The following is a 20,963-nucleotide window of genomic DNA, read 5'->3' on the forward strand; positions in this document are numbered from 1 at the left end:
TTTTAATGTTTCAAATTGCGTAATCGAACTTGTTGTACGATAAAGCCGATGCATAAAATAGTGAAAATGAACAAATAGGGAATGCCTGCAGTGAAACTTGGATTGTTATGAAAAAAGGTTGCAAGTCTATCTTCATGTGTGACCATTTTGCCTGCTGTATAAGCGAGAATTGCTGCCCCGCAATAAATGAGGAATGGAAAGCGTTCCATAAGCATTAAAATGAGTTTGCTGCCCCAAATAATAATCGGGATAGAAATGAGCAAGCCGATTATTACGAGTGAAAATCTTCCGTGAGCTGCCCCTGCAATGGCAATAACGTTGTCAAATCCCATAACAAGGTCCGCGAATACAATTGTACGCACAGCTTGAAATAAAGTTGTTTTTCCTTGAATAGAAGAAAGATCATTGCTATTATCAGTTAGTAAATTTACTGCAATCAATGTAAGTAAAACGCCCCCAATAAGTTGCAGAAATGGAATGTCGAGTAAATAGACAGCTAGTATAGTAAGGACAATTCTAAGTACGATTGCTAAAAGAGTACCGATCAAAATGGCTTTATTTCGTTTTGATTCAGGTAAATTTCGGCTAGCTAGTGCGATGACAATTGCGTTGTCACCACCTAATACAACATCGATACCGACAATCATTAGTACAGATGTTAAAAACTCTAAGTCCATTCGTCTGCCTCCATTTATGATGTTTTAATAAGCGAACTATATGTATGTGGTGAATCTTCTCTAATAAAAGTTTCACTTTATTACAGTGTACGGGGGAAGGTGGAAATGTATGTCCAAATTTTTTAGGAGTGAGAAATCGCTATAATGATATATTTGTGTAGATGGTCGATTAAAGATAGGCATATAACTATTTTTGTAAAATAAATCGATTTTATTTCCATTCTGGAGAATCTTATCATAAAATGAGAGTACAAGAATCTATTGATTTGTCATATGAGTGGGGAATCCCTTCATAACAATTCTAAGCAGGAAGGGAGAGTTGTATTTTGGATATTGAAAGAATTAATGATCATACGATGAAGTTTTTTATTACGTACATTGATATAGAGGACAGAGGCTTTAATCGTGAGGAAATTTGGTATGACCGCGAAAGAAGCGAAGAGCTCTTTTGGGAAATGATGGACGAAGCTCGTGATCATGACGATTTCTTTATTGATGGGCCGTTATGGATTCAAGTGCAAGCAGTCGATAAAGGGATTGAAGTACTTGTAACGAAAGCAGAACTTTCAAAGGATGGACAAAAGCTAGAACTACCAATAGGTGTAGATAAAATTATAGACATTCCTCTAGATGAAGGCATTGAATCATTATTCCAGCAAGAATTAGTGGAAGAGGTAGAAGAACAAGCAGGAACAAACTTTAACGAAGATGGTACGTTTGGCTTTTTAATTAAGTTTAATGATTTTGAAGATGTCATTTCATTAAGTCATCGTCTTATCTTTGAAGATATAAAAGATGAGCTGTATTCATTTGAGGACCGCTATTATGTATATGTGGAATTCGATGAAGTGCTACATGATGAGGAAGAAATTGATCGCATTTTAAGTATTGTTTTAGAATACGGAGAAGAATCAACTTTAACAATTCATCGTGTAAGTGAGTATGGGAAACAAATTGTGAAAGAGCATGCGCTTGAAACAATTCGCAATAATTTTCCTGCTAAAACGTAGGCCGATTTCTGTAGTATGAAATCGGCTTTTTATATGAAGAATAGGAAAGCTTTCTTAGCAAGGAGGTAAGAGATGAAAAATACGTTAAAGTTGATTTTCTTTGTTTTACTATTGTTCGCATTATTTGTTTCATTACGTATGTTTATTGATGTGGCATTTTATTCGGATGTAATTGGGATAAAAGATGTTTCGATTTTAGGTATTATTAGTATTTTATTTACGGTATCTGCATTTTTAATTGGCTGCGTTATTTTCTTAGAGAACCGTCATCCGTCAAAAACACTTACATGGCTCATTGTGTTAGGTATTTTTCCGGTATTTGGATTCTTCGCTTATTTATTATTCGGACAAAACTTTCGTAGGAAGAGAATGTTCCAAAAGAAGGCGTTGCTCGATGAACAAGCGTTTTTACAATATAAGGGGCATGAAGATTACGAAGAACGGATTTTGCGCAATCATAAGCATCAAGAGCTGTTATTTCGTTTAGCGGATCGCTTAGGCGCTTTAAATATTTCATTTCAAACTGAAACGAGAACATTAACAAATGGAGATGAAACGTTTCAGGCCATTTTAGATGGATTAAAACGAGCGAAACATCACATTCATATGGAATATTACATTGTGCGTGATGATAAGCTTGGAACAGAAATTAAAGATATTTTAATACAAAAATCAAAAGAGGGCGTAGTCGTTCGTTTTTTATATGATGCGGTTGGAAGTTTTAAATTATCAAAATCGTATATTGAAGAATTAAACGATGCAGGTGTCGAAATGATTCCGTTCTTCCCTGTGCGCTTTCCGATTTTAAACGATAAGATTAATTATAGAAACCACCGAAAAATCGTTATTATTGATGGAAATGAAGGGTTTGTAGGTGGATTAAATATTGGTGATGAATATTTAGGGAAGGATAAGTACTTCGGCTTTTGGCGAGACACACATTTATATTTGCGTGGTGAAGCTGTACAAAGTTTGCAACTTATTTTCCTTCAAGATTGGTTTTATATGACTGGTGAGGCTGTGCTAGCCCCTGAATATTTACAAGCGAAAGCAGTTGAGGGAGAGCATTGGGGAGGCGTGCAGCTCGTTGCAGGTGGGCCGGATAATAAATGGGAAACAATCAAACATTTATATTTTGCTATGATTGCTTCTGCGCGAAAATCCATTTGGATTGCAACGCCGTATTTCATTCCGGATGATGATATTTTATCCGCATTAAAGGTAGCTGCACTTGCTGGTATTGATGTTCGTTTGTTAATGCCGAGTAAGCCTGATAAGCGCACTGTCTTTTACGCATCGAGATCGTATTTCCCAGAGCTTTTAGATGCAGGGGTAAAGATATATGAATACGAGAAAGGTTTTCTCCATAGTAAAGTTGTCATTGTCGATTCTGATTTAGCTTCAATTGGGACAGCGAATATGGATATGAGAAGTTTTCATTTGAACTTTGAAGTAAATGCCTTTTTATATGATACAGATAGCATTCGAAAACTTGTTCAAGATTTTAAAGACGATTTAGAAGAATCGAGTGAAATTCATGTCGATCGTTTTCATAAAAGGCGTCTTCATAGACGAATTGTTGAATCAACGTACCGGTTATTATCCCCTTTATTATAAAGAGAGATGTCCGAAATTGGGACATCTCTTTTTTAAAAAGGAATTTGTAATAAATTGTAGAATATAAGGAGCTGAAAGGGTGTGATTCCGATATTTATCGCAAAAAGAGAAAACGGAGAAAAAATTCATCTACTCGATCATCATGATGAAGAGCTTTTACACCATATGCGTAAAAGGGAAAGTTTCTTTTGCATAGCTTGCGGGAAGGAAGTACTAATGAGATTAGGAAAACAAAAAAAGTGGCATTTTGCTCATAAGAAAGTAGATTCATGTTTAGCCTTTTATGAAGCAGAATCCACATATCATATGTACGGTAAAGAATTGTTATATCGGTGGTTCAAACGTCAAAATGTTCATGTAGAGATAGAACATTATCTGCCAGAGATTCAGCAACGACCGGATATTTTTATAGAGAGAGCAGGGAGAAAAATTGCGATTGAATATCAATGCGCAAATCTTTCCATAGAACAGCTCTGCAAACGAACCTATTCGTATTGGCAAGCTGGTATACAGGTCATTTGGATTATTGGTGGAAATCAATTGAAAAAGCACTCTGCATACTGGATGAAATTCTCCTCAATTATGGCTTTCTCCTTACAATCTTATCCTCAGCCACTTCTTATTTTCTTCTGTTCGAAACAAAAATCATTTATGAAATGCGCGTTTATCACTTCATTTTCTACAAGCGTCTCTTTCTCACACATTATATATTTACCAATTGAAACGACTACTTTTGAAACGCTCTTTTCCTCCGTTCCTTTCCGAAAAGAAACATTAGGTCAAGAATGGAAGAAGCGAAAGGACTATTTTCGTCAAAACGCTTTGCCCATTTGGAATTATAATGATAAGTCACTATTACGCCTCTTATACCAATGTAAATGTAACCCAGCAAATTTTCCTTCAGAAATCGGTTTGCCGCTCCCGTCTTCATTTGCTTTTCAAACAAACCCATTTATATGGCAAGCTTTTCTATATATGAAGTGTATAGGTGAGCTTGCGGTAGGGGATTGTATTTCCCTCAAGTACGTGTGTAGTTATATAAAAAAGTATACGAAAAGGCGTATGCTCCCGTACTTTTCACAGCATATATGGAAAGTGGCAGTTACTGAATATATGACATTTTTATGTTATACAGGTGTGTTGTATAAGGTAGGGACGTATACGTACCGAAAGATAAGGGATGATGTTCCGTTAAAAACAGGGGGAGAGATTATGAAGCATGATGAAATATGTTTAGCGCATGCGCTATCTTTATTTGAGGCAAAATTTAACATGAGAGGAGGAAAAGGGGATATAATAAAGACTGATCGTGAAGGAATTACATAAGAGAAATCGAATTGTATGTAAGTAGAGATATTTAAAGGAGGGCTTAAAGGATGTCTGAACAAAATACAGCAAAAACATTACCAGATCGTAACGAGATTGAAGAATCAAGTACGTGGAGATTGGAAGATATTTTCCAAACGGATGCAGAATGGGAAAAAGAATTCCAAGCTATTAAAGAGCTATTACCGAAGTTAACTGAATTTAAAGGGAAACTTGGTGACTCTGCGAACAATCTACTTGAAGCATTGCAATATGAAGATGAAATTTCAATGCGATTAGGTAAGTTATATACATATGCACATATGCGTTACGATCAAGATACAACAAACTCTGTGTATCAAGCGTTAAATGACCGCGCGACAAATTTATATTCACAAGTATCTAGTAGCACAGCATATATTGTGCCTGAAATTTTATCGATTTCAGAAGACACACTGCAAACATTCTTAAAAGAAAATAGAGACTTAAGTGTATATGAACATGCATTAGAAGAAATTACGCGCCAACGTCCGCACGTATTATCTGAAGCGGAAGAGGCTTTATTAGCAGAAGCATCTGAAGTAATGAGTGCGTCAAGTAATACATTTGGTATGTTGAATAATGCGGATTTGAAATTCCCATCTATTAAAGGTGAGGATGGAGAAGAAGTAGAGATTACACATGGTCGTTACATTCAGTTTTTAGAAAGTGATGATCGTCGTGTGCGCGAAGATGCATTTAAAGCTGTATATGAAACGTACGGAAAATATAAGAACACATTTGCAAGTACGTTAAGCGGAGCTGTGAAGCGTAATAATTTCAATGCGCGCGTTCGTAAATATGATTCTGCTCGCCAAGCTGCACTAAGTAATAATAATATTCCGGAAGCGGTATACGACCAACTCGTTGAAACGGTAAATGACAACTTACATTTATTACACCGTTATATCGATATTCGTAAGCGTGCACTAGGGCTTGATGAGCTTCATATGTATGATTTATATACACCACTTGTACCAGAAGTGAAAATGAACGTGAAGTATGAAGAAGCGCAAGACATGTTATTAAAGTCTTTGCATGTACTTGGTGATGAGTATGTTGATATTTTAAAAGAAGCATATGAAAATCGTTGGGTAGATGTGTATGAGAATAAAGGAAAACGAAGCGGAGCATATTCATCTGGTGCATATGGAACAAATCCTTATATTTTAATGAACTGGCATGATAATGTAAATAATTTATTTACACTTGCTCATGAATTTGGTCATTCTGTGCATAGTTACTATACAAGAAAAACACAGCCGCACGTATACGGTGACTATTCAATCTTTGTTGCGGAAGTAGCATCAACTTGTAATGAGGCGTTGCTAAACGATTATTTATTAAAAACGACAGAAGATAAGAAAGAGCGTCTATACTTATTAAATCATTATTTAGAAGGATTCCGTGGTACTGTATTCCGTCAAACGATGTTCGCAGAGTTTGAGCATATTATTCATAAGAAAGTACAAGAGGGACATGCGGTTACGCCAGACATGTTAACGGAGATCTACTATGATTTAAATAAGAAATATTTCGGTGATGCTTTAGTAATTGATGAAGAAATTGGTTTAGAGTGGTCACGTATTCCGCACTTCTACTACAACTATTACGTATACCAATACGCAACAGGATTTAGTGCAGCAACTGCTCTATCTAAACAAATTTTAGAAGAAGGGCAACCAGCAGTAGAACGCTATATTAATGAGTTCTTAAAGGCAGGAAGTTCGGATTATCCAATTGAAGTGCTGAAAAAAGCTGGAGTAGATATGGCATCTCCAGAACCGGTAAAAGAAGCATTGCAAGTATTTGAAGAGAAATTAAATGAATTAGAAGCATTATTATTTGAAGAGAAGTAATAAAAAGACGAGGGATTTCCCTCGTCTTTTTGTTTACATGTTATTTTGTCGATATTTGTCGAAAAAATAAGACGGATTTTCTTTCTTGTTTCTAAATTAGAAGGCAGTTTTACAGTTTATTAAAACCCTTTAAATCGTTTTTTATGGTTGAAATACGAGAGGGCGATGACAATGACTCCGAATAAAAGAGGAAAGGCAATAATTTTAGGAAAAGCTTGTAGTAGAGAGAGGATGTACAAGAAAAAAGAAACGATGACAGCTAGAATGATAAGTAAAATATATGTTTTTTTCATACAGAACACCTCCAAAATAGCTTTTTTATAGCTTATTCAAAAATGAAAACGTTTAGAATGTGACAAAAGTGTGAAATTCGACAAAAGGGGTTGTCATCTGACGTCGAATCTTGTAATATAATAAGCGTGAACGAATTCACATACAAACATATACCCCTTTGTTTGAACGTGAAAATTTCTCCCATCCCCTTTAATATTTTTATAAGCCGTAAAGAAGAAGACCTGGTGTTTACACCAGGTCTTTTTCTTTTGCTATCCATTTCCAATAACGCTCACATTTTACGTCAATCATTTGTACTTTTCGTTTCAGTTGTAATTTTTTTAATTCACGCTCAATTTCTTGCTTCGAGCAGCCATATATAAAGGCTACTTCTTTTGAAGATATAAATTGCGTCGCTTCTAGTAATACTTCTAAAGGGGGTAATGGTTCTGGCTCAATTTCACATTTTACAAGTTCTTTTAATAATTGTACGTACACATCATAGGAATAAGTTCCAGCGATTTTAATACCTTCTTCATCTGAATTCGCATGAAAAAATACGAGAGAAGGTATTTCGGTAATATGCATCTCATTTGTGAATTTCAAGTCACATTGGAAAGCTTTTTTTGCGCTAGCGGAATATAGGTCTTTTTTAAATTCTTCTACATCAATATCGCTATCTTTTGCGCATGCAAGTAATAATTCGCAGTCGGGATTTGATACATTTTCAAGGAAAATGTATTCTTGGAGTTTTCGCAAAAACTTCGAACCTGCTTTTCGACCCTGCAACTCCGCTGCCTTAATTGCCATCGAAACTAAATATGGTGTTGATGATGCCTCTTGCATATGTACCTTCCCATCACATGAAAAACCGTGTAAACTTGTCGTCTTTTCCCACACAAATCGAATATTAGCAGGTTTATTCCATTTGTGTGAGGAAGCGTTCGTTCCGTCCACTTTTCCTGTTACGATATGACGAATAGAAAAGTATTTCCCGTATTCAAGCCATAGTTTAATAATAAAGGGCTCAATTTCCCAGCAATCTTTACAAAGTGGATCAATAAATAAATATGCTTCTACAGACTTATGCTCACATGCGGAAGGAGATGGCATATTGATATGCTTTGCTTCCTGTTTATCCATTATATTTCACCTGTTTCATTTGGAGTATTAACCATATGCTGAGCAGTTAATGCTAAACGTTCAAAAACGAACTCTCTTATATGACCGTGCACTCCTGTGTCATCCATTGCTTGCTCCATGCATGATAGCCAAGCCTCTGCTCGTTTTGGAGTAATCTCAAACGGGAGATGGCGTGCTCTTAACATAGGATGACCGTGTTCTTCAGTGTACAAATTAGGACCACCTAAATATTGTGTTAAAAATTGTTTCTGCTTCCTAGCTGTTTCTGTTAAATCATCCGGGAAGATGGGAGATAGGTCAGGGTGCTTACTGACATAGGAATAAAATGTGTCTACTAATATTGCAATGCATTGTTCACCGCCAATTGCTTCAAATGGTGTCATCGGTTGCTTGCTCATCCTTTTAAACTCCTTTTTCCATGAAATGTATATCTATTGTAGCAATGGAATGTTAGGGAGGGCAAATAAACAGCCTTCATAACGTTCTTTGCTTATTCTACAGTTGTAAAAGAATCTTTTCCTTTTCAAAAAGTGAGATGTATCCACTAGTAGAACGTATTCACTAGTGGAATTTTCACTTTAGCGTGCTTTGTTTTGTTTGGCAAGGAAAAAGCGTTTTACTTTGTTATTTGTATGACGGATAGGTATGTTATGCTGCTTTAATAAATGAATAAAGGCAGCTTTTCCTGTTTCTTCATCTTGCACTTCAAATTCAATTTCATAATCATCGTGATTGTAATAGAAACTATGATCAAAGACAAGCGTTCCGCCTTCAAATAACGTTTCAGCTCTTTCAGTTGTTAAACTACCCATATAAGTTAGAGCAGAAACAGGAATTTGTAGTTTGCATAGTTGATTCATTACAGCCCCTGAAATAATTACGTTTGTCTCCATCATCATTTTTGCTTCGTTTTCTGTTACAACTTGATGTGTTTCCAACAAGCCGACTTCTGCAGGTTGTTTCAATGTTAATGTATAAGTTTCTCCTTTATGACGAATACGAAGTGCAGAGCCAGCTTCCTTTAATGAGAAGTTCGGTGTTTCAAAATAGTGATTCACTTGTTTCGTAAATACCTCAATAGAAAATGATTTACATAATGCATGGAATTCTTCTTCTGTAACAATATTTTTAAATTCAATTTCAATTTCTTGTGTCATTGTATGCGCGCTCCTTTTGAAAAATAATTCTTTACACATTATCGCTTTTTCACAAATTTGGTTCAATGTTTTATTTGTTTGCGTCCATGTTATGATACAATAATACTGTTAAGTAAGACAGGAAGTTGAGATGGAGGAGTTAGAGCATGCAAAATAAAATCCAAGTTAAGAGCGTAGAAAAGAGAGAGAATGCTCTTATTTTTTGTGCGGAAAATAGTGAAATAGAGGTAAAGGGGTTAAGTGCGCGTAATCACGTACTTGTAGACTCAGACAATTTATCATTTTTATATATCTTAGAAAACGAATCATCTTTCATTTATGTAAGTATTCCGCACACATGCTGGGAAGCGATGCATGAAGCGATGAATAACGATGTGGTTATGTTTGTTCGCGTGAATGACATTGAAATGGAATTAGAAGGATTAAAAGAAGAAGTAGAATATTTAGTTGAAAATATTGAAGGTAATGCAAATTACGGAGAAGAACTAGTAACTGCTGTAGAAAAAGTATTTCTATAAGCAAATGGATTGATTTTGGTGGTGGTTGAAGTGAATCGAAATTGGGAAGAATTTTTAGCACCTTACCATCAAGCGGTGGCAGAGCTGAAAGTGAAACTAAAAGGAATGCGTACTCAATTTGCAATGTTAACAGAGCATTCTCCAATTGAGTTTGTAACAGGGAGGGTAAAGTCGGTTGCAAGCATTATTGATAAAGCGGAGAAGAGAAATGTACCGTTAGACCGACTGAGAGAAGATATGCAAGACATCGCAGGTCTTCGAATGATGTGTCAATTTGTTGATGAGATTAAGCCTGTTGTAGAATATCTTAGAAAACGAAATGACTTTGAAATCGTGGAAGAGCGTGATTATGTCACGCAAAAGAAAGATAGTGGTTATCGTTCTTATCACGTTGTTATTAGTTATCCTGTTCAAACAATTCAAGGAGAACAAAAAGTGTTGGTAGAAATCCAAATACGTACGTTAGCAATGAACTTTTGGGCAACAATTGAGCATTCTTTAAATTATAAATATAGTGGACGTTTTCCTGAAGATATTAAAATACGCTTGCAACGTGCAGCAGAAGCAGCATTTTTATTGGATGAAGAAATGTCTTCTATCCGTCTTGAAATTCAAGAAGCGCAGAAAGCTTTTTCAAGAAAGCAAGAAACGAAAGATTCTGAATCATAAACTAAAGGGTGTTGGGCGATGAAATTTACAATTATGTCAAAGGGAGATCAATCATCAGATACACTGGCAAGCACGATGAAAGAATACTTGCTAGATTTTGGATTTATAATGGATGAACAGGAACCCGATATTGTAATTTCTGTTGGGGGAGATGGAACGCTTTTATATGCGTTTCATCGTTATTATAATCGATTGGATGAAACAGCATTTGTTGGTGTACATACAGGGCATTTAGGTTTCTACGCAGATTGGTTACCGACAGAAGTAGAAAAATTAGTAATTGCAATTGCTAAAACACCATTCCAAGTGGTGGAATATCCACTTTTAGAAGTGATTATTCGCTATATGAATGGGAGTAAAGAGTCACAGTATTTAGCGATGAATGAAGCGACTGTGAAAAGTGCAGAAGGTACATTAGTAACAGAAGTAGAAATACGCGGAGAGTACTTTGAAACGTTCCGCGGGGATGGCCTTTGTATTTCTACTCCTTCGGGAAGTACTGCGTATAATAAGGCGCTTGGCGGAGCAATTATTCACCCTTCTATTGAAGCGATTCAAATTGCAGAAATGGCATCGATTAATAACCGTGTGTTTCGTACGGTAGGTTCGCCACTCGTATTGCCGAAACATCATACATGTGTGTTGAAGCCGACTGCAGGAATGAACTTACAAATTACGGTGGACCATTTAACGATGGTTCATCAAGATGTGAAATCAATTCAGTATCGCGTGGCAAACGAGAAAGTACGATTTGTTCGTTTCCGTCCATTTCCGTTCTGGAAACGAGTTCGTGACTCGTTTGTTGCAGATAAATAGAAAGGGTTTATATATTTGAACAGATTTACATTGAAATGGGATATAGAATCGGCTGAAGAAGGAACTTTAGTTAGAGAATTTTTAAAAACAAAAGGGATCTCCAAAGCTGCATTAACGGATATAAAGTTTCACGGCGGAGCTATTGAAGTAAATGGCCAACATACGAGTGTTCGTCATCAGTTGCAAGTTGGTGAAGAATTACGTATCTTTTTTCCAGTGGAGGAAAGAAGTGAAGGGATGATTGCAGAAGATATTCCTTTATGTATTGTATACGAAGATGATGCAGTTCTTGTCATAAACAAAGAGGCGAACATGTCAACGATTCCGTCTAGAGAACATCCGTCCGGAAGTGTTGCGAATGCGCTTTTATCTCATTATGATAAGCAATATCTTGCAAGTACAGTGCACATCGTAACGAGGTTAGATCGTGATACTTCAGGGCTTATGCTTATTGCAAAAAATCGTTTCGTGCATCATCTTTTATCGAAACAGCATCAACAAAAAGCTGTGAAAAGAACGTATGAAGCGATCGTTCACGGTGAGATGGTAGAACGAGAAGGAACGATTGATGCACCGATTGGACGAAAATCGGATAGCATTATTGAGCGAACCGTTTGTGAGGAGGGGCAAAGAGCCGTTACTCATTTTAGAGTGATTGATAGTGCCAATCATAAGACGCATGTATCGCTTGAGCTTGATACAGGAAGAACGCATCAAATTCGTGTGCATATGGCACATATAGGACACCCGCTACTTGGCGATAATTTATATGGTGGAAAAAGGGATGAAATGAAACGACAAGCACTTCACAGTACATCTTTGACGTTTTATCACCCTATTTTAGAGAAGGAAATGTCTTTTACTGCAATGATTCCAAGTGATATGCAAGCGGTATTAAGACAGACTTAAAAAGGGAACAAAATTCTTATGTAATGAAGAATTTTGTTCCCTTTTTTCTTAGCGGAATAATATTAAAATTTGATTATCACCCGTGCGCTTTATAACGAAAAAGCCACTTTCGGATTTTGTAGCAATACCATTGTCATTTGGACGACAATATCCATGTGTTTCGCAAGTGCCGTCATCACGTACTAACATTTGTCCAATTAATCCGACAGGAAGCCACTCGGTACGATCTTTCCTTGCTATATATTTGCAAGCTGGATCCCATTCTGTATTTAAAAGTGGTTGTATGTCTTGCGATTCCGTACGTACATATTGACGTTTTCCGAAGCTATCTGTTTTGTAGCGTTTTTGCCAACTTAGAGCACCGCTATTTCCTATAAGGGCCGGGGTAGCACTAGATATTCCTAAGATGAATGAATCGTTTGAAGTAGCGATTCGAATCTTTTCTTCGCTACTAAATGTAACGAAATAACCTACATCAATAAGAGTATTGTCTACTGCTTCAAACATTTGTGCAAAATCAGTTCCGCTTGCATTATAAGAAGCCCCATCAATGTACATTTCTCCATTATGAGCAAGCCACTTTGCACCGATATTATGATCGGTTTCATTTGTGCCGTTTGCAATAAACCAAGAATAAGATTCTTCTGCTGTACCGAAGCGCCCCATAATATGGCTACCTGCAAAGTGAGCTGTTGATGTATGATTACCTTCCGCATGAGAAGAGAATCCGTTAGCGATAGTCGCGGTTCCTTCTGCATGTGCTGCTTCGCCTAAAGCGATTGTATGATTACCTTCCGCATGAGAAGAGAATCCGTTAGCGATAGTCGCGGTTCCTTCTGCATGTGCTGCTTCGCCTAAAGCGATTGTATGTTTACCTTCCGCATGAGAATAAGAGCCACCTGCTGTCGTTTCACTTCCTTCACTATGGGAACTATGTCCAGTTGCTTTCGTTTTTGATCCTTCCGCATGAGAGAAAGAACCTTTTGCATGTGTAAGAAGCCCTTCTGCATGTGAAGCTGTACCCTCTGCATGAGAGTGAAGCCCCTCTGCATGTACATACCGTCCCCCTTTTTTTACTTTTGAATTTTCAGGTGTAGGGGGGTGAATGATGATAGTTTTTTCTGTTTGTCTATCACCTGATGGTGCTAATGCTTCTTTTATTTTTTTTACTTGATTTATAATAGCAGCTGGAATTTCTGATTCCGCTTTTTTATTTATTGCTACAGGGATATTTTCTTCTGTCTTCTTCTCTGCTTGCTCAGAAGGCACAACCTGTTCAGTATGAGTAGAGAGAGGTTTGTTTTTTTGCTGCCTCTTTGTTATTTGATTATCAATGATGCGGCTCATTACAGCATTTTCTAAAGAGACATATTTTGGTCGAGCTTTGTTTTTGGGGGATGCCTCTTGTTCTTCCAGTTCTTCTAAAGCTGCAGCTCGAATGCTACACCAGTTGTTAATTCCGTACATAGGCAGATAAAAAGGCGGGCATTTTCTTTTTTGTTTAGAAGATTTTTTCTTCATTCTGTCACCTCCTGCGACAGTATATGCCGTGTCATTAAAAAAAGACGCACTTTATTGCATCTTTTTTTAATGACTCTACCCATTTTTTATATGAGAGACGCCTAAATGATACGGTAATCCTTCGTAAGTATTACATATGGATTATGAAATTGGGCGAAATTTTTCAGGGACAAAAGGCAGGGAGGAAGGAACGGAAACGGTCTCCATTTCTGGATAACGTAGCGCAGTTAGTCTGCCACCAAATACAGCGCCAGTGTCAATATTGACTGTATGATTTACAAAGCGAGGTTCTTTTACCGGTGTATGTCCATATACAATCCAAGCTGTTCCTTTATACTCCTTCGCCCAGTCGCGACGGACAGGTGAGCCGTCAGCATGTTTTTCTCCTGTAATATCGCCATATAATACAAAGGTTTGTACTTTTTTATCTTGTCTTCCTATGTAATCTTGCCGAATGCCAGCGTGACATACAAGTAATCTTTTCTCATCGAGTACGTGATATAAAGGGGATTGCTCGTAAAGTGTGATGAATTTTTCTTTTATCATGTTTTGTTTATGAGAAGGAAGTGCCTCATATTCAGCGACAGTTGTTTCAAGTCCGTGAGCGACTGTCACATTACGCCCAAGGAAAAATCGGTATAGTTTATTACAGTGGTTTCCAGGAGCGTAATAAGCTTCTTTCTTATGTATGACAAGTTCCCATACAATTTCGATCATACGCAATGAATGAGGACCACGGTCTGTAATATCGCCAACGAATGCAAGTTTACGTTGGTCAGGGTGAACCGGTAGACCGCTACTCCAGTTATACCCTAGCTTCTCTGTTAAATTTTGAAACTCTTGTAAGCATCCATGTATATCCCCTATAATGTCATATTTCATATTTAAACCTCCATCATATTTTTTATTAGTATATCTAAAAAAGGATAGAGATAAAAATATACGGTTTTTGTGCCTTAGTTAAACATAAAGATTTTCGTTCTTGAACGAACGTTTAAAACAAATCCGATCGCTATCATATATGTGAGTAAGGAACTTCCTCCGTAGCTCATAAGAGGTAATGTGATTCCTGTAATAGGTAGTAATCCGATAGTCATCCCGATATTTTGAAATACTTGAAAAGTAAACATTCCGATTGTACCAGCACAAATGTAACTACCGAAAGGGTCGTTACTTTCTAAAGCGATATGAATCATGCGGAAAATAAGTAGGAAAAAAAGTGTAATAATGACACTTGCGCCTAAAAAGCCGAATTGTTCAGCGACATTAGTGAAAATAAAATCTGTATGTGGTTCTGGAAAGTATACTTGTCCATTTTCCCAACCTTTTCCTTGCATTTCCCCTGATCCAGTAGCCAAGAAAGCTTGCCTTAATTGATACCCTTGCGCATCATATTTGTATGGTGCTAACCAGCCGTAGAAACGGTTTAGTTGATATTCTTGTAAAATATGTGCTTTAAAGAATTTTGTATGAGTAAAAAAAATATACGTTAATGTAACGGCAGTTGCAAAAATACCGGAAACTAATCCGAAAATAAAACGCCAACGTATACCAGAAACTAGTATCATTGCTGCGAGCATAGCTGAAATTACCATTGTGTTTCCTAAATCAGGTTCCTTTGCGATAAGTAGTAGGGGCGGCAAACTTGTTGCGCATATTTTTCCGAGTAATAAAAAATCGTCGTGTATTGTTCGATAAAAATATTTCTCATTGTGATTTGCTATAATTCGTCCGGTGACGATAATTAAAAACAATTTCATAATTTCGGAAGGCTGGAAATTTCCGATGCTTGGGAGCCTGTACCAAGCGGTAGCACCTTTTATTGTAATGGCACCTGGTACTTGAAATTCTAGTCCAATAAGTAGTACCAATGCAAAGCTATATAAATACCAAGCAATTTTTTGATAACGATCGAAATCAATAATCATAATGATACCAATGGCTATAAATCCAATGAAGTACCATTGGATTTGCTTTAATACAAAATTTACATTTTGCAAAAATGGTGGTAAAGAAACTTGTGCACTTGCAATTGCAAAGCAACTAACAGTCCCAATGGCAAATAAGATGAATAGTAATACGTAGTCTATTTGATATTGAGAATTTGGATCTTTCAATGTATGTATTCCTTTCTACTGCTCTTTATAGTAATGGATTTTATAGTATGAGAAAAAATGTATGGACTATACGAATAATGCACAAATAGTCCATACATTTTTGATTTTGCAGAGTAGTTTAATTGTTTAACTCTTTAATAATTATAACCAAACAATGGGAAAGACGTACATGTGCGTCAGGAAAAATATCTAGTTGATGAAGGTAGTATTTTAAGGAACTTTTACACCATTTGTAAGCACTAAGTAGGGCTGTTCTATAGTCTGTAGTATTTTGTAAAAATCCATATTCTTTTGCCGTTATGACGAGGTGTGTGAAATCTTCACACCCTTGAAGGAGCTTATTGTGTATTTGTTGTCCAGCGTGATATCGAAATTGACTTAAGGGCTCGGAAATGTATACTGCATCTCCTTTAGAAAGTAAAGAAATCCATGAGGCCATATCAACACTACAAGAATACTGTCGCTCTTTAAGCGTGCCAAAAGGTTCAGTAAGCAATTCTTTTCGGAACAAAGTAGTTGTAGGTTCACCGATAATGTTGTGGCCCTCCTTTAGCATCCAGTCGCCTAAAAACATTCCGTTTAATGGGGTATCTTCGCTATATAACCTTTGTGTTGGATGGGCATCGCCTATTAAGTCGCCGTGATCATCAATACGTACTCGGTAAGAAGTAACAAGAGCCAGAGCTTTATTGGTATCTTGCTCAAAATAGGCCATCATTTTTTGTATTTTATGTTTATAAAATACATCATCGTCCATTAGAAAATTTATATACTCACCATTCGATTTCTCTAGGAGCATAAGGTCATTGTGAAATTGTCCTAGGGAAGGGGTGTTTCGAATGTAGGTGACGTTTTTATAATGTGGTAAATACTGTTCATGTATTAAAGTTTCTGTCTCATCATTTGTACTATCATCACCGATGATGATTTCAATATTTGAGTAAGTTTGTGCTAAAGCACTTTCTAGAGCGATTTTGAAATAATGAGGCCGATTATAAGTGGGAATAAGAATGGAAACAAGCGGTAGATCCTTTTCGCTCGTCATACGTAACTTCCTTTCAGACTCTTTTTTTTGTAATAACAATATCTTGATAACTTGTATATTCATGTCTACCGCACCATAAACCGTAATATGGTTTATTTATTACTTCTAAGCCGTATTGATTTAATAGAGAATAAATATTTGTTTCAGGATAAGCAACTGCAAAATTAGGAATATCTTTATTTACGACATAACAATTTTCAATTTGATGATAAAATCCTAATGTACTTAGTCCTGCATTCAAATAATAGGATGACTCCGGGTTTATTAAAAAGAACGTAATAAAACATCGCCCGTCTTTTTTTAACACGCGTACAATCTCAGATAGGTAATGTTCTAATTCTTTTGGAAGAAGATGCGTAAATACAGAAGTTAAAAAAATGAAATCAAATGTCTCATCTTCGTATGGAAAACGATATTGAGAGGCATCTTCTTTTCCTTCTGGATTATAGAATTGATTATATATGTCAACATGTTCAAAATGAAAATTATTACGTATAGTTGCAATATTATTTTGACACCAAGTAATTCCATCTTTAAATAAATCAAATCCATAATACGCTCCATCATCAGTTAAATAATTCATTAATGGTACAGCCATGCGACCGACACCACAGCCTACATCTAATACTTTTTCATTTGATTTTAAAGCGCCAATTTGAATAAAATGTGTTAGGAACTCTTTTCCAACTTCTTTGAAGTCGCCACCTACATATTGGACGAGTTCAGGAGGAGGGAGCAAAGTTATTTCTTTGTTAAGTTCGCTCATGAGTATACCCCTTTCTTGTGTGAAAATATGCAGCAAACAGTATACGCTTCATCTATTTATTCCCAGTAATGCTATTGATAAAATTTTCAATGTGTAGTGAGAGAACACAGGGAAACAATTGTAATATGTAAGGAGATTCCGAAACAAATATTTTATTAGGTTAGAAGTGAGAGAGGGATGAGTAAAAATGGGATCTCCTATAGATTAAATCTTTTTATTCTTTTCTCCAATAAACTCCAAATACATCAATTTTAGTAATAGGGGCTTTTAAATTTCGGTGATTTCTAAAGTCTGTCACAGCCTCAGCGCATGGCGGTAGCCCATAGTCATCGATAATTATATAGCCCCCTTTAGAAACTTTATCATATAAGTTCACGAGACCATCCATAGTGGATTCGTACATATCACCATCAAGCCGTGCAATTGCTATTTTTTCAATTGGTGCTGTTGGTAAAGTATCTTTAAACCAACCTTTTAAAAATTTCACTTGATCATTTAGTAAATCATATTTTTTGAAATTCTCTTGTACTTGTTCTAAAGAGACGCGTAAGTAATCGAATGTGTGTAAATAATCACCGTAATCTTTTGGATATTGTTCTAGATTCGGTGCTGGTAAACCTTCAAATGAATCTGCGACCCACACATTACGATCCGTAATGTTGTTTGCTTGTAAAAACCCATTCATAAAAATGCATGATCCTCCGCGCCATACACCTGTTTCAATAAAATCACCTTCTATATTTTCACGAACAACGGTTTCCATCGCCTCTTGTAATTGGTTCATACGTTCTCGACCAATCATGCTATGTGCTGCTCTTGGCCAATCCATTCCATCATGACGTTCACTTTTTGAGACATTTGGTTTTACAATTTTTAAGTTATGGTTTTCGGCATATTGCTTAATGAATAAAGGGAGAGGGACTGTAACTGGTTCGAATTCTAGTTCTTTCGAAATATGTAGAGATGCCGGTAAGTATGCCTCATATTCTAACCATATTTCAAATAAAATTGTCTTCTTTAGCAATTCGAGATAAAGCTGAACAGCAGATTTACTTTCCATATTTGTGCCTCCTGCAAAATGTCATACAACAATATGATTATGTAGGTACTGAATGTTTCATGATTGAATTTGAAATTGAAAAAGCAGTAAAACTGATATCAGTTTTACTGCTAAGTAAAAAATTAAGCGATTTTTTCAATAATAATAGATGCACTCGTACCAAGAGCTAATGATAGCCCAAGCCCTGTAACAATTACTTCAACTAATGATGGAGTTGTCGTAATTTGTGTAATCGCTTGAATAACGATAGGTGCTCCAAGTGAGATTAAACTTGTTCCAGTACCTGGTACAGGTACTCCATTTACTTGAATTGTAAGACCACCTAATAGGCTGACTGCCGCAGTATATACGATAACAGTAATTTTATAGAATCCAGTTTCACTAATTACGAAAGTATCAGCATCTAATTGAGAAATTGCTGTACCAAACTGAGATCCAACAGTATTAAATGGTACTGGATCATTAATTCCTAGATCTAAAGAAATCCCACCGGAGTTAAATGCATATAGTCCTGCTGGAAGTCCTAGTCCGGATGGCCCAGTCGGCCCAGTCGGTCCAGTCAGTCCGGTAGCACCAGTTGGCCCAGTCAGTCCAGTAGCACCAGTGTCTCCAGTTGGCCCAGTCAGTCCAGTAGCACCAGTGTCTCCAGTTGGCCCAGTCGGTCCAGTAGTACCAGTGTCTCCAGTTGGCCCAGTCAGTCCAGTAGCACCAGTGTCTCCAGTTGGCCCAGTTGGTCCAGTAGTACCAGTGTCTCCAGTTGGTCCAGTTGGTCCAGTCGGTCCAGTAGCACCAGTTGGCCCAGTTGGTCCAGTTGGTACAGTTGGCCCAGTCGGTCCAGTCGGCCCAGTCGGTCCAGTCGGCCCAGTTGGTACAGTTGGCCCAGTCGGTCCAGTCGGCCCAGTTGGTCCGGTAGGAAGGGTAAACGGTGGTATCGGTGGTAATGTAGGTCCTACAAGATTAGGGTCAAATGCACTAGCTGATAAAGATTCATCGGGGTTTAATCCATTTGAATAATTATTATTTGACATAAATTCACCTCCATAAAGCGTTCATTATATAGTAGATGCAAAACCGAAAGAAAATGACACGGACATTTGAATTATTGAAAAGAAATCTTAAACTACTTGAACAATTTAAAAAAATGGAAAGTTTAGTATATGTATAACATATGATTGATTTGGAAGAGGGTGATTATGTTGAACAAGCAAGGAATTACAATTAGTTTATGTATGATTGTTCGAGATGAGGAGAAGACAATAGCCCGTTGTTTAGACTCAGTTGAAAAAATTGTGGATGAAATTATAGTGGTTGATACAGGTTCCGTCGATCGAACGAAAGAAATCGTAGAGAAATACACTTCTAACATATATGATTTCCAGTGGATTGATGATTTTGCAGCAGCAAGAAATTTTTCTTTTTCAAAAGCGACGCAAGAGTATATATTGTGGCTAGATGCAGATGACGTATTATTAGAAGATGCTCAAGAAGCATTGAAACTTTTAAAAAGAGAAATAGATCCTAAAATTGATGCTGTTTCGATGCCTTATCACCTTGCAATGGATTCTAACGGGAAACCTTTATATTGTACAAAAAGAAATCGACTTGTAAAGCGTGAAAAACAATTTCAATGGTTTGGAAAGGTTCATGAGTATTTAGCTATCTCTGGTGAGGTTTTTAGTAGTAATGTTGCTATTACACATAAAAAAGAAAAAAAAGTAACAGATCGTAATTTGAAAATTTTTCAAAATACTGTAGCTGCAGGTGAAGAATTGAGTCCGAGAGATTTATTTTATTACGCAAATGAATCTACGGATAACCAAAAATATGATGATGCAGTTCTTCTATATGAAACATTTCTTAATCAAGACGAAGGATGGTATGAAGAAAAAATTTATGCATGTGGTAAGCTAGGAGATTGCTATGCGAAGCTCGGAATGTGGGAGAAGGCAATCGAATCTTGTGTGAAGTCGTTTCGGTATGACGTCCCTAGAGGAGAGAATTGTACAAGAATAGGATATATATATATGGAACAAGAAAAATATAATGAAGCGATATTTTGGTTTAAACTTGCAACGGAAGTACCAATGGCAACGGAAAGTCCTTTCCATAGTCCAGCTAGCTACACATGGCTACCTTATTTACAAATGTGTATTTGTTATAGCAGGTTAGGAGAGCAGGATAAAGCGTATTATTACAATGAATTAGCAGCTTCTTATGTTCCGAATAATGCTGCAATTGAATATAACCGTAAATATTTTCGGGGGGTTTTTGATAAACCATATAAAGTGTAATAGGTTTCATTTTTTAGAAATGATTTATCTTTATTCTAACTCTAATAGATTGGTTATATATTAGAGTATCAGTAACGTAACCAATATAGATAAAAGATTTTATACTGCTATTTGTGGGCTAATAATCAGTGGAGGATGACAAAATCTGCACTTTATAGAATTCATATGAGA

At 36.6% G+C, this 20,963-nt stretch carries 21 protein-coding genes; 9 read left to right on the forward strand and 12 right to left on the reverse strand.

All coding sequences use genetic code 11. The annotated features are described in order from the left end of the window. Window positions 1–2 precede the first annotated feature (2 nt). Window positions 3–677, reverse strand: a complete 675-nt coding sequence (locus ACVWY7_RS05780) for a TerC family protein (protein ID WP_000362619.1) — start codon at window positions 675–677, stop codon at window positions 3–5. A 326-nt stretch (window positions 678–1,003) separates the two neighbouring features. On the opposite strand from ACVWY7_RS05780, the gene mecA reads away from it, so the two are divergent. From mecA to pepF, 4 genes are all read left to right on the forward strand, one after another. Beyond that, a complete protein-coding gene (gene mecA, locus ACVWY7_RS05785) occupies window positions 1,004–1,687 on the forward strand; it encodes an adaptor protein MecA (protein WP_000350710.1) in 684 nt (227 codons plus the stop codon). 72 nt (window positions 1,688–1,759) lie between these two features. After that, a complete protein-coding gene (locus ACVWY7_RS05790; protein ID WP_000799204.1) occupies window positions 1,760–3,304 on the forward strand; it encodes a cardiolipin synthase in 1,545 nt (514 codons plus the stop codon). 81 nt (window positions 3,305–3,385) lie between these two features. Then, window positions 3,386–4,630, forward strand: a complete 1,245-nt coding sequence (locus ACVWY7_RS05795) for a competence protein CoiA (RefSeq protein ID WP_000612260.1) — start codon at window positions 3,386–3,388, stop codon at window positions 4,628–4,630. A 50-nt stretch (window positions 4,631–4,680) separates the two neighbouring features. Further along, a complete protein-coding gene (gene pepF, locus ACVWY7_RS05800) occupies window positions 4,681–6,507 on the forward strand; it encodes an oligoendopeptidase F (RefSeq protein WP_000003389.1) in 1,827 nt (608 codons plus the stop codon). 119 nt (window positions 6,508–6,626) lie between these two features. Here the strand turns inward: pepF and ACVWY7_RS05805 are convergent, their stop codons facing one another. The 4 genes from ACVWY7_RS05805 to ACVWY7_RS05820 form a co-directional block, all read right to left on the reverse strand. Beyond that, window positions 6,627–6,800, reverse strand: coding sequence for a hypothetical protein (locus ACVWY7_RS05805; protein ID WP_002051510.1), 174 nt, complete (start codon window positions 6,798–6,800; stop codon window positions 6,627–6,629). 229 nt (window positions 6,801–7,029) lie between these two features. Further along, a complete protein-coding gene (locus tag ACVWY7_RS05810; protein WP_000360639.1) occupies window positions 7,030–7,923 on the reverse strand; it encodes a ClpXP adapter SpxH family protein in 894 nt (297 codons plus the stop codon). After that, window positions 7,923–8,321: a globin domain-containing protein gene (locus ACVWY7_RS05815; protein WP_000043381.1), complete on the reverse strand. Its 399-nt coding sequence runs from the start codon at window positions 8,319–8,321 to the stop codon at window positions 7,923–7,925. Before ACVWY7_RS05815 ends, ACVWY7_RS05810 begins: the two co-directional genes overlap by 1 nt. Window positions 8,322–8,501: 180 nt before the next feature. After that, window positions 8,502–9,080: a CYTH domain-containing protein gene (locus tag ACVWY7_RS05820; protein ID WP_000191105.1), complete on the reverse strand. Its 579-nt coding sequence runs from the start codon at window positions 9,078–9,080 to the stop codon at window positions 8,502–8,504. Window positions 9,081–9,226: 146 nt separating this feature from the next. Between ACVWY7_RS05820 and ACVWY7_RS05825 the strand changes: the two genes are divergently transcribed. From ACVWY7_RS05825 to ACVWY7_RS05840, 4 genes are read left to right on the forward strand one after another with little or no spacing between them, the layout of a single operon-like run. After that, window positions 9,227–9,598, forward strand: coding sequence for a UPF0738 family protein (locus ACVWY7_RS05825; protein ID WP_001180009.1), 372 nt, complete (start codon window positions 9,227–9,229; stop codon window positions 9,596–9,598). 30 nt (window positions 9,599–9,628) lie between these two features. Continuing rightward, window positions 9,629–10,267 carry a GTP pyrophosphokinase gene (locus ACVWY7_RS05830; RefSeq protein ID WP_001081482.1) on the forward strand — a complete coding sequence of 213 codons (639 nt, stop codon included), beginning with the start codon at window positions 9,629–9,631 and terminating at the stop codon, window positions 10,265–10,267. An 18-nt stretch (window positions 10,268–10,285) separates the two neighbouring features. Then, on the forward strand, window positions 10,286–11,083 hold the full coding sequence (locus tag ACVWY7_RS05835; protein WP_000673194.1) for an NAD kinase: 798 nt from the start codon (window positions 10,286–10,288) through the stop codon (window positions 11,081–11,083). A 15-nt stretch (window positions 11,084–11,098) separates the two neighbouring features. Then, the gene (locus tag ACVWY7_RS05840; RefSeq protein WP_001079112.1) at window positions 11,099–11,992 is read left to right on the forward strand and encodes an RluA family pseudouridine synthase; all 894 of its coding nucleotides are present in this window, start codon (window positions 11,099–11,101) and stop codon (window positions 11,990–11,992) included. A 48-nt stretch (window positions 11,993–12,040) separates the two neighbouring features. On the opposite strand, the gene ACVWY7_RS05845 is transcribed toward ACVWY7_RS05840, so the two are convergent. The 7 genes from ACVWY7_RS05845 to ACVWY7_RS05875 form a co-directional block, all read right to left on the reverse strand. Beyond that, window positions 12,041–13,513, reverse strand: coding sequence for a peptidase G2 autoproteolytic cleavage domain-containing protein (locus tag ACVWY7_RS05845; RefSeq protein ID WP_212113937.1), 1,473 nt, complete (start codon window positions 13,511–13,513; stop codon window positions 12,041–12,043). Between the two features lie 141 nt (window positions 13,514–13,654). Further along, window positions 13,655–14,395 (reverse strand): bis(5'-nucleosyl)-tetraphosphatase PrpE, encoded by a 741-nt coding sequence (gene prpE / locus ACVWY7_RS05850; RefSeq protein ID WP_000872717.1) that lies wholly within the window; start codon window positions 14,393–14,395, stop codon window positions 13,655–13,657. 74 nt (window positions 14,396–14,469) lie between these two features. After that, on the reverse strand, window positions 14,470–15,630 hold the full coding sequence (locus ACVWY7_RS05855) for an FtsW/RodA/SpoVE family cell cycle protein (RefSeq protein WP_073526135.1): 1,161 nt from the start codon (window positions 15,628–15,630) through the stop codon (window positions 14,470–14,472). A gap of 118 nt (window positions 15,631–15,748) precedes the next feature. Beyond that, a complete protein-coding gene (locus ACVWY7_RS05860; RefSeq protein WP_033682378.1) occupies window positions 15,749–16,675 on the reverse strand; it encodes a glycosyltransferase family 2 protein in 927 nt (308 codons plus the stop codon). A gap of 13 nt (window positions 16,676–16,688) precedes the next feature. Continuing rightward, window positions 16,689–17,441 (reverse strand): class I SAM-dependent methyltransferase, encoded by a 753-nt coding sequence (locus ACVWY7_RS05865; RefSeq protein WP_062922364.1) that lies wholly within the window; start codon window positions 17,439–17,441, stop codon window positions 16,689–16,691. 214 nt (window positions 17,442–17,655) lie between these two features. Beyond that, window positions 17,656–18,501 (reverse strand): TylF/MycF family methyltransferase, encoded by an 846-nt coding sequence (locus ACVWY7_RS05870; RefSeq protein WP_000444380.1) that lies wholly within the window; start codon window positions 18,499–18,501, stop codon window positions 17,656–17,658. Between the two features lie 122 nt (window positions 18,502–18,623). Further along, window positions 18,624–19,529: a BclA C-terminal domain-containing protein gene (locus tag ACVWY7_RS05875; protein WP_000069739.1), complete on the reverse strand. Its 906-nt coding sequence runs from the start codon at window positions 19,527–19,529 to the stop codon at window positions 18,624–18,626. Window positions 19,530–19,694: 165 nt separating this feature from the next. Between ACVWY7_RS05875 and ACVWY7_RS05880 the strand changes: the two genes are divergently transcribed. Next, window positions 19,695–20,792 carry a glycosyltransferase gene (locus tag ACVWY7_RS05880; RefSeq protein ID WP_073526131.1) on the forward strand — a complete coding sequence of 366 codons (1,098 nt, stop codon included), beginning with the start codon at window positions 19,695–19,697 and terminating at the stop codon, window positions 20,790–20,792. The last annotated feature ends 171 nt before the right edge of the window (window positions 20,793–20,963 follow it).

It is taken from the genome of Bacillus sp. TE9106W, from assembly GCF_054062215.1.

What these genes read in the sequence shown, in the direction of transcription:
- ACVWY7_RS05860 (WP_033682378.1), bottom strand. Translation starts at nt 16,675, where the DNA reads ATGACGAGCGAAAAGGATCTACCGCTTGTTTCCATTCTTATTCCCACT.
- ACVWY7_RS05805 (WP_002051510.1), bottom strand. Translation starts at nt 6,800, where the DNA reads ATGAAAAAAACATATATTTTACTTATCATTCTAGCTGTCATCGTTTCT.
- prpE (WP_000872717.1), bottom strand. Translation starts at nt 14,395, where the DNA reads ATGAAATATGACATTATAGGGGATATACATGGATGCTTACAAGAGTTT.
- ACVWY7_RS05780 (WP_000362619.1), bottom strand. Translation starts at nt 677, where the DNA reads ATGGACTTAGAGTTTTTAACATCTGTACTAATGATTGTCGGTATCGAT.
- ACVWY7_RS05825 (WP_001180009.1), top strand. Translation starts at nt 9,227, where the DNA reads ATGCAAAATAAAATCCAAGTTAAGAGCGTAGAAAAGAGAGAGAATGCT.
- ACVWY7_RS05790 (WP_000799204.1), top strand. Translation starts at nt 1,760, where the DNA reads ATGAAAAATACGTTAAAGTTGATTTTCTTTGTTTTACTATTGTTCGCA.
- ACVWY7_RS05865 (WP_062922364.1), bottom strand. Translation starts at nt 17,441, where the DNA reads ATGAGCGAACTTAACAAAGAAATAACTTTGCTCCCTCCTCCTGAACTC.
- ACVWY7_RS05810 (WP_000360639.1), bottom strand. Translation starts at nt 7,923, where the DNA reads ATGGATAAACAGGAAGCAAAGCATATCAATATGCCATCTCCTTCCGCA.
- ACVWY7_RS05820 (WP_000191105.1), bottom strand. Translation starts at nt 9,080, where the DNA reads ATGACACAAGAAATTGAAATTGAATTTAAAAATATTGTTACAGAAGAA.
- ACVWY7_RS05875 (WP_000069739.1), bottom strand. Translation starts at nt 19,529, where the DNA reads ATGTCAAATAATAATTATTCAAATGGATTAAACCCCGATGAATCTTTA.
- ACVWY7_RS05880 (WP_073526131.1), top strand. Translation starts at nt 19,695, where the DNA reads ATGTTGAACAAGCAAGGAATTACAATTAGTTTATGTATGATTGTTCGA.
- ACVWY7_RS05845 (WP_212113937.1), bottom strand. Translation starts at nt 13,513, where the DNA reads ATGAAGAAAAAATCTTCTAAACAAAAAAGAAAATGCCCGCCTTTTTAT.
- ACVWY7_RS05815 (WP_000043381.1), bottom strand. Translation starts at nt 8,321, where the DNA reads ATGAGCAAGCAACCGATGACACCATTTGAAGCAATTGGCGGTGAACAA.
- ACVWY7_RS05870 (WP_000444380.1), bottom strand. Translation starts at nt 18,501, where the DNA reads ATGGAAAGTAAATCTGCTGTTCAGCTTTATCTCGAATTGCTAAAGAAG.
- pepF (WP_000003389.1), top strand. Translation starts at nt 4,681, where the DNA reads ATGTCTGAACAAAATACAGCAAAAACATTACCAGATCGTAACGAGATT.
- ACVWY7_RS05835 (WP_000673194.1), top strand. Translation starts at nt 10,286, where the DNA reads ATGAAATTTACAATTATGTCAAAGGGAGATCAATCATCAGATACACTG.